Below are 12399 nucleotides of genomic sequence, written 5' to 3'. Positions count from 1 at the left end.
AGTTCCTTATCCTAATGAATTAAAAGAAACATTTGATCAAGCATTGGATACTCAGTCTTTATCAACAAACGAGTATAATAAATTGTTAGAAAAAATTGGAGAAGGGATCTTTCCTTTTAAGAGTCTCGTTAATAAAGAAGCTCATTTCCATGGAATATTGAATGGAGTGTTTAGTTATTATAGTGACTTAAAATTACAGGAATCACCAGAAACTAGAGCATTAGTTTTAACTGAGTTTCAAACTGGTAGAGGGGAACGTATTGACATGCTAGTTCATGGTATTAAGTTTGTGGCTCAAGGTGGAAATGCTGAGGAGTACACTCCAATAGGGTTAGAACTTAAGGCATCAAGGCAGGGTAAAGGGGCTCAAGCTTTATTGAGGGAAGCAAATGATCAAATAAATGAAGAGTACAAAGAAGGTGTTACCTATAAAACACTTACAGATGGTGATGAGGTAAAATTTATCGGTGTTGTTTTCGATAAAGGATCTAATAATCCGAATAAACTTATTTTAACAAGTAGGACAGCTGAGGAAGGATTTATTCCTGTTGGAGTAGTTCATAGTTCACATCATATGTTGCCTACTGTAGGGCAGTGTTCTAAAAGAAAATCTTCATCGCCGGAGTATTCACCAAGTAAAAAGCCAAGAAGAGAAAGAAGTGTAAGTATGGCCTGCATAGATTCGTTTGATGAAGAAAAGATTACAGAGGATGAAAAAGAAAGACTTATTAAAGAGTTATTTGGTATTGAAGCTCATGACACAAAAATTATAACAATAGATTCTCCTCAAGTGAGGATTGATGGTGGTAAAGTAAATGTAAAATTCAAAGACAATAGTGGTAATGATAAAGAATTAATGATAGATGATGCTGCAAATATTAAGAGTATAGAAAATTATATACTGGATGAGAAAAATCTTGAGATAAAGTTAAAAGTAAGCAGCGATAAAGAGTATGCTATAATAGAAGAAATTAAAGAGCAAGGTAGCGAATATTATTTAAAAATTGATGATTATAGAATAAAGCTAGATAGTATATTTCAAGATGGAAAAGAAGTAATCTTTGATAAATTACATCAACTATCAAATGATAAGCAGTTGTTAGAGAATAAAAAATACATTGAAGACATAGGTGATGTTCAAACTAATCAAGATTACAATGATATTGTAAAGGAAATTAAACAGAATTTATTAGCAAAAGGAGTTAGGGAAGATACTTTCGACAGGTTTAAAAGTCATTTTGATGATCTTGGTGAAAAAGTTTTTGCAGATTATATTAGTAATGTAGAAAGCAGCCTTAAAGAAAAAGGAATTGCATTTGATCGTAATAAATTTGATTCAGCAAAAATAAAAGGAGTAAAAGGTGGAAAGTTTTTCTCCCTTATGGCTATATATGACTTGCTTGATAGTATAGGTGATACAGCAACACTTGGACGGCATGATAATGATGCTTTAAAGCAAGTATTTGGTATCAATGGTATACTAGATGCTATGGATGATGTTAGGACGAGTGTAAATATTTCTCCTAGTAGTAAAGTAGGAAAACTGATTGGTAAAATACCAGGGCCTGCACGTCAAGCTTTTGTTAAGGTTATCAGTAATCCTGTAGTTCAAAGTATTACATTTGCAACCATTGCTTATCAATTTGGATACAGTATAAACGAAATAGCTCAAGGTAATAATCATCCACTAAATTATTATTGGACAACAAGTAGTGGTGTAAAACTAGCAAGTATGAGCATAAGGCCTATAAGTGCAGGGGTTAGTTTTACGATAAAAAGTGTAAGTGCTACTACTAAGATTTTAAGGGGTTTATCTGCTGCAGGCAAAGTTTTAGGTAGGGCAGCAGTAGTTACTATGGTTGCTGATGTATTGATAACAATGGGCGTAAAAATTCATGAAAGAATGGAGTATACTAAAGCAATAGCAGAGCAAGTGCCTCTATTACCTGGTGGTGAACAAGCGGAAGTATTTTTTGCAGGGGTGATTAAGTTTTTTACAGGAAGAGATGTAGAAAAAGAATATGAAGATACAATTAGAATAAAAGGTTATTTAACTTACGTAAAAGAAGCAGCTATTAAACTGTTAAATGACAATTATGACATAGATGCGGTTGTACAATACGTAATCTCCATTGAAGAGAAACATAGTGAGGTGATTAAAAATATGGGTGCACAGCCTATATGTATTATGCCATCATCGTATGGTCCTGGTTGTGCGACGCAGATGAAGTGGACATGTGATTTAGAAAAAAAATATAAAGATATCTCTTTTGACAAGATTAATATAGCTTCTAGTGTAAAAAGAGATTTGTCTTCTATTGATATCTCTAAGATATTGACTATGACACCTTATACTTTGGTTATGAGTGAAGGTTGGGAAAGGTTTATCTGTGGTATAAAGAATAGTCCTCAATGCTATCAAGAGATCGAAGAAAAGAAAGTTTATATTGTTAATACAGGTGCAAAACATATCCCTCATCTAACAAAATATGAATATGAATATGAATATGAAAATCTTGGTTTAAGAGTTGTAGATGCACCATTAACAAATCCGATACAAAAATCTCAATGCAGCAAAATAATCAATACAAAGCACACAGGTGACGATGCGTTCGCTCCATGTAACAGTGGCAAAATTTATAGAAACTGTCAAGAGAGCTTTACTCTCTCAGGCGAACCTTTTATTTTTACTAATCCGAAAAGGAAAGATCCTGGCAATACAAAAAAGCAAACATTTCCTAGAGGATCGATATTATATATTTCAGGGCCAAAAACGTTAACAGCAGCAGCAAATTATCCAGCAGTAATGCATATTCCAGAGGGTAGTAATATACGTTATATTGGCTCTAAAAACAATGAAACTATTTTTATTATTAATAATTCTATGTCTGGTACCCTCAAAGGTGGAGCAGGAAAAGAAAATACTCTAGTAATGAATGTTAAAGCTAATAATGTTGTAGTAGATTTGCATGAAGGAGTAATACATTATGGTAGTAACAATATAAAATTAGTTAATACGTATAACTATGTGTCAAACTCTGATAGCAAACAAAATATTACTACTCACTGTAAAACAAGGTTAATTAACGTAAAAAATACAGAAGTGCATCAGGGTTCATTTGATTGTCAAGATCAAGATTATGAAGTTAGAGTAGTAAATAAAGAAAATGTGCATTATAGAGGGTTAAAACAAACAATATTTATTGTTAATGATAATAGTGATAACGCTAAGATAGTGAGTGATTTAAGTGATACAGGAAAAGAAAACTTTGATGTAATAGATGTTCAAGGTGCTAATATTACACAGTTGGAGATAAGTGAAGATATAGGAAAAGGTGGCTATAGTTTAAATCTTTTAGCTGATGATATGGAAAGTATTGTTTCGAGTACTAAAATAGATGATTTTAAAAACTTAGTAATTCAAGCAAAATATCAGGGAATAACAGAATCTGTAGTAATACAAGATAAGTCTTTATCTGATATAGTAAAGGATATCTGGTATCAAGAGTTAAATGGTTTAGGAAAGGATATTGATGGAGAAGTTGTACAAAATGGTGAAAAAAAATTAAAAGCATTTATACAAGCAAATATTTTAAATCTAGAGTTACCTAATGCATACCAAATTACAAAAGATATTGCTAACAATAATAATTTAAACATTCCAGTATCTAAAATAGAAGTCACTAAAAATTACATGGGAATACCTGCAGAAAAAGTGATAATTGGTGGTGTATATTCAGATCAGATAATTGTTGATTTCAGTTATAATAATTCCGATTTTGCAAGTAGTTACCAAAGATACCACGACAATAGAGGAAAGTATGATTATAATCGCTATATGATAGAATGTAATCACTATCAAGACATCATAGTAGAAGGGGGAAAAGGGCAATATCAGTATATTATCAAACTACCAGAATATAATCATACATTAGAGTATGATCCCCTTTCATCTCCTATAAGACTTAATTTAAAGATAAAAAATAGAGCGGTGCTTCATCAAAGCATACCTTATGACATTATCGATTTTGCTGAATTAAATGTAATGGATATTAATAGTATAAATATAAGGGAAGGTGAAAGGAATTATATAAACGAATGCTATAACAAACCAATTTCTGATCTTACGGAAGACAGTTTAGAAATACAAAATATTACAATATTAGATAGTAAGGGCATCAGATGGTCTTTATCTATTGGTTTAATTGATTACTTAAAAAGTCCAGAACATCAATACATTATATTGCGGATAAACAATAAATTTTACAAAATCGATAGTGCAAATCTAGAACTTAAACATATAGAAACAAATCCTAATTTTTTCAGATATTACAAACCAGATGAACAAGGATTACAGATTTACCATAATCAGCCAATTAATAATAATGATATTGGTTTAGTCGATTTCAGAGATAAATCTATATTAGGTTTTGATGCAGAAGTTATTAATGATAGCTTAGTTCTATTACATAAAAATAATACTCTAATAAAAGTAGAGAATTGGAATACCTACCAGCCAGCAAGAGAGATGATATTTGCTTTTAATGATACAATACTCTCTAACTCGAAATGTATAATTTCTACTTGTAACTCAGAAGATATTATAGGGGACCTTAATAAAGAAAAAGTGGTTGTATTAAAAAATCAGATGTTTAATGCTATAGTACAAAATAACATCAGTGAAGCTGAAGACTTAATCAGAAGAATTGGAAATATTGATACCGAAAATAAGCACGAATTAACACCTTTATATGTAGCTATTCAAGAAGGTAGATTAGATGTGGTTAAGCTTCTTTTTAATAGAGGATCCGTTAATGTTAAAGACAAAGATATTCATGGTTGTAATTCTTTACACTGGGCTGCTCAAGAAGGTAAGTTAAATATAGCTAAGCTTCTTGTTGATAAAGGTGCTAATATTATTGCTGAAGATAATAATGGTAGAACACCTCTACGTGTAGCTGCTTGCAATGGTAATCTAGATATGGTCAAATTCTTCCTTAATAAGAGTGTTGATATCGAGTCTGAAAGTAATGACCCAGATAAGATGATGGGAAAGATTGAGAGTATAAGGAAGGAAATTATAAATCAAGTAGATGCTTCATCTAATGTAAAAAAGTGGGCAAAGTCTTTTATAGAAGAGTTAAGATATTCAATAAAAAGTAAAGCAAAGAGAAAGCTGGATGGTAATATATCGAGTAATTGTAGTGCTTCGACCACTGAACTTACTAATAGAATTTATAATTTTGATAAAAACTTATTTGATAATATAATTAAAGAAGTTGTAGATGATGCATATGGAAGAGTAGATACGAAAAAAATATTAAGCTGTGTACGCAGTCATGGTTATATTGGTCAGCTGATTTCAGGTTACATAGCTGTATTTGATGCAATGCAAAAGAGTGGTGATCTAAATGATAATGCAATATTTAAGTTAGCTTCTTACATTAAAGAAGCAATGGAGATGAAGTATTATCCTAAAGTTCCTTTAGAAACAAGATCTAGCCTTGAAAAGCTAGAAAATAGATTACCAAAATCAGTAAGGAATGCAATATTTGCTTCAAAAGTATGTATAAAGAACGTTTATCAGGATGAATATTTATATGCTGCTAACAAATGTTTCAATTATGATAATGACAGACGAATGGCATTTACTTGGACTCCAAAGAATGAAGAAAATGATAAGTTTAGGTGGAAGATTAAACCTGATGGTAACAATTTTTATATAGTGAATGTTGCATTTAATGAAACCTTGTATGCTGCTAGTAACTATTTTAATTATGATAATGATAGACGAATGGTATTTACTTGGATTTCAGGGGGAAGAGTTGCACGAGATGTGTGGATGATTAAACCTGATGGTAACAACTGTTCTATAATGAATGTTAAGCTTAAAGAACATTTATATGCTGCTGATTATGCTAAATATGACAATGATAGGCGTAGAGTATTTACTTGGATTCCAGGAGGTCAGGTTCTGCAAGGGATGTGGATAATTGAAGATTGTGGGTCTACTGTAAGAAAAGTTAGAGATATTGTCAGTAATGCTAGAGAAGAATTAGATCAAGAATTGCTAGATGCTGCAAAAGTTGGAGATATGAGCAAAGTAAAAGATTCTGTCAATCGAGGAGCTGATGTTAATACTAAAGACAGAGATGGTAACACTCCTTCGCGCAATGCTGTATTAAAAGGTCACTTTGGTATATTTAAATACCTTGTTGAAAATGGTGTTAGTTTAGAGGGTAAAGATCATCGTTGTGGTCCCTCTATATGTGATGCTTCTTATAGTGGTAATTTGGATATACTAAAGTACCTTATTGGGAAAGGTGTTGATGTTAATGAGTCTGACAAAAATGGTTGGACACCGCTACATTTTGCTGCATGGAGAGGTTACTTAGAAGTTGCTAACTTTTTAATAGAAAAGGGTGCTAATATTAACGTTGAGAACATTTTTGGCAGGAAACCCATACATGTTGCTGCTGAAAATAATAACAAAGACATTATAGAATTTTTCCTCAGCAAAGGAATGAGCATTGATGATACTGATAGAGATGGTCGCACTCCTCTATACTATGCCTCTTGGAATGGTCATTTAGACATGGTAAAGTACCTTATAGATAAGGGAGCTGATATTTACATTCAAGATAAAGGTGGCATAACACCGCTAGATGCCGCTACTGATCAAAAACACGATGATGTAGAAAGGTATTTAAAACAAGTGCAACTAGATAAAGAATTATTGATTGCAGCACAATATGGTAATCTTGATGAAATTAGAAGTCTTGTAGGTCAAGGAGCTAGCTTAGGTGCTAAGTATATTGATGGCCGGACTCTTATGCATTGTGCTGCTTATGGAGGTAAGTTAGATGTAGTAGAATATCTCGTTGCAGGTGAAAAAAGTAGTTTAGAAGTCAAAGATAATAGTGGTAGAGTTTCCCTACACTATGCTGCTTACAATGGTAAGCTAGATGTAGTAAAATATTTTATAGATGAAAAGAAAATTGATGTTAACATAAAAGATAATAATGGTTGGGCATCTCTACATTGGGCTTCCTGGGGTGGTCATCTGGATGTAGTAAAGTATCTTATAGATAAAAAGGCTAATATTAATGCTAAAGACAAGAATAGTAAAATACCTTTAGATGTTGCTACTGGTCAAAAACATGATGATGTTGTAGAGTATTTGCAACAAACTCAATTAAGTCTGAATAAACAATTGATAGCTGCAGTACAAGGTGGTGATCTTAGCAAAGTTAAAAATCTTGTCAGTCAAGGCACTAGTTTAGACACTAAGTATAATGATGGCTGGACTCTTATGCATTATGCTGCTTATGAGGGTAGGCTAGATATAGTAAAATATCTCGTAGACAAATGGGCTATTTTAGAGATAAAATACAATGATGGTAGAACTTTTTCATGCAACACATCTCTAGATAGTGCCTCAGATCTTGTGAATAGTTACTTCGATACAATGAAATGTCTCATAGGCAAAGAAAATAGTTTAGAAGTCAAAGATAATAGTGGTAAAACTCCTCTACACTGCGCTGCTTCCAACGGTAAGCTGGATATAGTAAAATATTTTGTAGATGAGGAGAAAATTGATGCTAGCATTAAGGATAATAGTGGTTGGACACCACTACATTGGGCTTCTTGGAATGGTCACTTAGATGTAGCAAAGTATCTTATAGGTAGAGGAGCTAATCTTGTTAATATTAAAGACAAAGATGGAAAAACACCTCTAGATATTGCTGATCAAAAAGGTTACACAGATATAGTAGAAATTTTAAAGCAAGCGCAATCAGGCCTATATAAAAAATATAATGAGTTGTTGATTGCTGTACTGGAAAATAATCTTATTAAAGTCAAAAATCTTGTAAGTCAAGGTACTAGCTTAGAAACTAAAGATAGTTATGGCTGGACGTTATTACATTTTGCTTCTATTTATAATTACTCAGATATGGCAGAATACCTTATAAATAAAGGTGTTGATATTAACGCTAGAGACCAGTATGGTAAAACTCCTCTACACCTTACTTCATGGTTCAATCGCTTAGATGCAATGAAGTGCCTTATAAGCAATAATGCTGATATTAATGCTAAAGATAACAATGGTAAAACACCTCTAGATGGTTCTGGTTTTAATTCAGATGCAAAAAGAGTTTTAATGCAGGCACACTTAGATAAAGAATTATTGACTACTGTAGAAGGTAATTATCTTGAAAAAATTAAAGGTCTTATTGCTCAGGATGTGAGCAAAGATAGGCATGGTGCATATTATTATGCTTGGAGTGGTAACTTGAACATGGTCAAGTTTCTTGTTGAGAGAGATGTTGATGTAAACGCTACTGATAAATATGGGTGTACATTACTACATTGGGCTACATTGAAAGGTCATTTAGATGTTGCTAAGTTTCTTACTAGTAAGGGAGCTAATGTTAATGCTGAGGATATTCTTGGCAGAAAGCCTATACATTTTGCTGTTATAAACGATCACAGGAATATTATAGAGTTTCTTCTCGATAAAGGGATAATAGTTAATAGTGCTGATAAACAAGGTCATACACCACTGCACTGGGCTTCTTGGAGCGGTCATTTGGATATGGTGAAGTACCTGATAGATAAAGGGGCCAATATTAATGCTAAATGTGAAGCTGATAGGACACCACTAGATATTGCTAGAGGCAGAGGACATAGTAACATTGTAAAATATTTAGAAGAAAAACTTAATCAAGAAAGAGAAAAGCCTGTACAACGCAGACGCCGTCATCACCATGGAGATCACAATCGTCATCAGAATCACTTATCACGTAAAACTCTTGCTATAGATTCAAGTAATCAACATGAGATAGCAGCAAGTAGTGGCACAAGACCATATTCGTGGATAAATAATTGTATTTCCTGGGCAAAAAAATTAGCAGCTAGCACTTTCTCTATAATTCCTGGATTACCTACTCAATACAACATTGCAGATAAGAATGATGATATTAATGTAAAAAGTGATAATAACAACATACCACAAAGTATATCATCTGTTGGTTGGAATAATTTCCTAAATAATGAAAATATTGCCCTTGCGAGTTGTGTTGCCGATGCGTTAGATGATACTCCAGGTAGACGCTATCAAAACTTAATAAGCAAAGGAGTAGAAGTTATACCAAGTAGAGAAGTTGCAGTTGAGTTCGCTCTTAGAAAATTTGATTCATTTGTAGAAGGTAAAATAAGAAATTTGGGCTCAAAAGAACAAGCTAGAATACGTGTTGAAATTAAAGACGCATATCCAGAAATAACAGCAAGTCTTGAAAGAGGAGTTGAATTTAGTGGTAATGTTGGGTTAAATAATGTTTTAGAAAAGTGCAAGAAGTGCTTTTGTACAAATGTCCTACCAAAGGATAAAGTATCAACTTGTCTTTCTGATGTAGGAGTAACCAAGCTTGGAAATACTTTGAGTAAGTAGATGAGAATACGGAAGGTATAATATGCCAAGTAGTGGAAAATTTAAAGTGAGGGTAGCCAAAATAATTAGGGAAACCAGTAGCAAGTTTGATAGTCTTAATACTAAAATGGATGAAGTAGACATTAAATGCTAAGTGGTTAATGTGTTTTCCATATTGAACTTACAGCACGTAGCTTTGATACAGAAATTTGGATAACGTTATGATAGTAATTTATATAATTCTATGTGCAATCTTTATAGCCATTTTAGACAGTTCACTAGATTCTTAATTAGGGGATATGTCTAACTTAGAGAAGGTTTTCATAAATGTTAAAGCGAATAAGTAGGAATATCATGTTTTTTCTTTGAGTTGTAAAATTTCAGAATGAGAGAGACCAGTAATTTGAGCTATAACATCAATAGAGACACCGGCCTTGAGTGAGTTTTTTGCAACTTCGATTTTTTCTTCTTGTCTACCTTCTTGTCTACCTTTTTCTTGACCTAGTCTAAGACCCTCATCAAATTTTTGAGCAAAAGCAGCAATCTCATCCATTATACGTTTTTTCATTTGTTCATATGCTAGTAACTCTTCTTCTGACCAATTAAACTTATCCATCTCTTCATAAGCTCGTTTTATTATTACGTCACTACCAACTATCTTATCTAGATCCTCTTCCCTTGTTTCTCCTGCATAGCGAAAAAAGTAACACCATTTTTCTACTATATTTTCTAGTTGGTCTTCTTTTGTCTTTGTAAATTTTGGTAGTTCTATGAATACGAAGTAAAAATCCTTTAAGTCATGTTCAAAGCTATTTTGATCTAAAATGACATGATTAGATTTGTACTCATCCTTATCTGGAAAAATAATACAATCAGCAACAGCAATAAAGATAATTTCCTTGAGATTATGATAATTATCACCTTGATCAGCTTGACTTGAGTAGGCTTTAGCAGCATAATATTGAGCACGCTTTTCGAAGCCTTTGCTCTTAGTGAACTGCATTTCTATGATGTATCTTGAACCTTGAGAGTCCTTACAAAGAACATCAACAATACTCTGCTTTTTAGCGGCAATTTCAGGATCCAAAATGGTAGCTAAGAATTCAACATCGTGAATAGCAGCTAAGCCAGTGAAGCCCAAAATATCGTTCAAGAAATGAATAAGAATATCTTTATTCTTCTCGGTGCCAAATATTCTTTTAAATGCATAATCGTTGCGTGCGTCAAGAAACTTCGAAAGAGCCATGAGAAAGTAAGATAAAAAGCATTAATAATTATACACAATTGTGAAGAAATGTTCAACAATTTTGATTTATGTTAACCTGTATAATATTTATTTCTGTATGGCAAAGCATACTACTACTGTCTCTCTAAGATACCAAATAGCACAAAAAGTAAGAAACTGGAGGTTAAAGCGAGGATATACTCAAAGAGATTTAGCGGGAAAAATCGGAGTAACGTATCAAATAGTACTACAATATGAAAAAGGAACACGAAAAATTTCGATTGAAAAGTTATACGCTATAGCAAAGGTGTTATCAATTAGTATTACGGATCTGATTCCTGTATCAAATGAAAAAATCCGCCTTGAAGACGAGGAAGAGGAAATATTAAATCTAGTAAGAAAATATAAAACGATTAATGATCAAGAGTTGCGCAAGGTGTTTTACTTGCTAACAAAATTTACCCGAGTTGGTGAGAAAAGTAGTAAAAAAGCAGAGAAAGTAAAAATTGCAAAGGGCCTGGTTAAAGCAGGGATTTCTGTTGATATTGTTTCGCAGGCAATTGGCCTCTCTGCTGATGAATGTGTTGAAGAAAAAGTTGGTTCTATCTACTGCCAAATGGGAAAAAAGATAAAGGAGTGGAGGGCAGTACGGGAGTATACTCAAAAGGATTTGGCTGAGAAAATGGATACAACACGTGATGAAATAAGCAACTATGAGCAAGGACGTGTGGCCATTCCACTGGAAAAATTATATGCAATAGCAGAAACATTATCAATTAGCATTACAGATCTGCTCATAGAGGAAGATGAGATAGTAGAAAGTGAGCTACCTGATTTAATAAAAGAATACAAAAAAATTGAGAGTCAAGAATTACGCTATGCGCTAATAAAATCTCTGTTTGAAAGCATACAAATTTGCGAGGAAAAAGTGAAAAGAGCAGAAAAGATGAAAATTGCAAAGGATTTAGTGAAAGGAGGAATTTCTACCGATATTATTTTGCAAATAACAGGCCTCTCTTTAGGCGAAATTCAACAGATTTAAAATAAAAAATCAGTATATATATTAATATCTTTACTCTTAGATGAAAAAATAAGTAAAAAAGATTGAGAAATTGATTTGACTTCACTCGAAAGCTATGGCTCTATGCCAATGCTGATAAAAACAGCAGTAAATATCTAAAAAAAGTTTGTTGTTAGTGAAGGGTAAATTATATGAATAAAAGTAAAGAAGAAATCGAATTCAGAATATTAGAAAGCAAAGGCAAAGCACTACTTGATCGTGAAATAATGGAAACGTTTTTAAGTGCAGTACATGAAAGGCCACAAGCTCAAGAAATTGCTAAAAATCTGGTGAATAGCTATACGGGAGTAGGAAGGATTTTAGGTAGAGAAATGGATGACCTGAAAGTTATAGAAGGAGTAACTGATTCTGCAGTAGCAATGATTATGTGCGTTAAGGAAACACTAGAAAGGGTACTGAGAGAAAAGCTCAAGGGAGAACCAATCATGGACTTACAAGGGCTAGTAGAATACTTGAACGTAAGTATAGGTCATGCAGAGAGGGAATGTGTAAAAATACTGTACTTGAATAAAAGGCGCCAACTAATCGGAGAAGAATCCTATATTGGTGAAATGGAAAAAGCACCAGTGTACATAAAGGAAATTATAAGAAAAGCATTAATAAAGAATGCAACATTAGTAATAATGTCACACAATCATCCTGGGGGACGCTTAGAACCATCAG

The 12399-nt window shown here is 32.9% G+C and carries 4 protein-coding genes; 3 read left to right on the top strand and 1 reads right to left on the bottom strand.

Annotated elements, in window-relative coordinates:
• Window positions 1–82 precede the first annotated feature (82 nt).
• Complete coding sequence (locus BA053_RS02775) at window positions 83–9451, top strand: ankyrin repeat domain-containing protein (RefSeq protein WP_218914975.1); 9369 nt, start codon at window positions 83–85, stop codon at window positions 9449–9451.
• A gap of 331 nt (window positions 9452–9782) precedes the next feature.
• Here BA053_RS02775 and BA053_RS02770 read toward each other — a convergent pair whose 3' ends face one another.
• The gene (locus tag BA053_RS02770) at window positions 9783–10676 is read right to left on the bottom strand and encodes an Rpn family recombination-promoting nuclease/putative transposase (RefSeq protein ID WP_065106729.1); all 894 of its coding nucleotides are present in this window, start codon (window positions 10674–10676) and stop codon (window positions 9783–9785) included.
• 97 nt (window positions 10677–10773) lie between these two features.
• Here BA053_RS02770 and wmk point away from each other — a divergent pair, with 97 nt between their 5' ends.
• A complete protein-coding gene (gene wmk, locus BA053_RS02765) occupies window positions 10774–11697 on the top strand; it encodes a WO male-killing family protein Wmk (protein ID WP_065094619.1) in 924 nt (307 codons plus the stop codon).
• A gap of 170 nt (window positions 11698–11867) precedes the next feature.
• On the top strand, window positions 11868–12399 hold a 532-nt coding region (locus BA053_RS02760; protein WP_065106728.1), incomplete at its 3' end, for a JAB domain-containing protein.

This window comes from Wolbachia endosymbiont of Nomada ferruginata, from assembly GCF_001675785.1.
GTDB lineage: Bacteria > Pseudomonadota > Alphaproteobacteria > Rickettsiales > Anaplasmataceae > Wolbachia > Wolbachia pipientis.
Note: the sequence above shows the minus strand (reverse complement) of the source record. Positions and strands in the feature narration are given on the sequence as shown.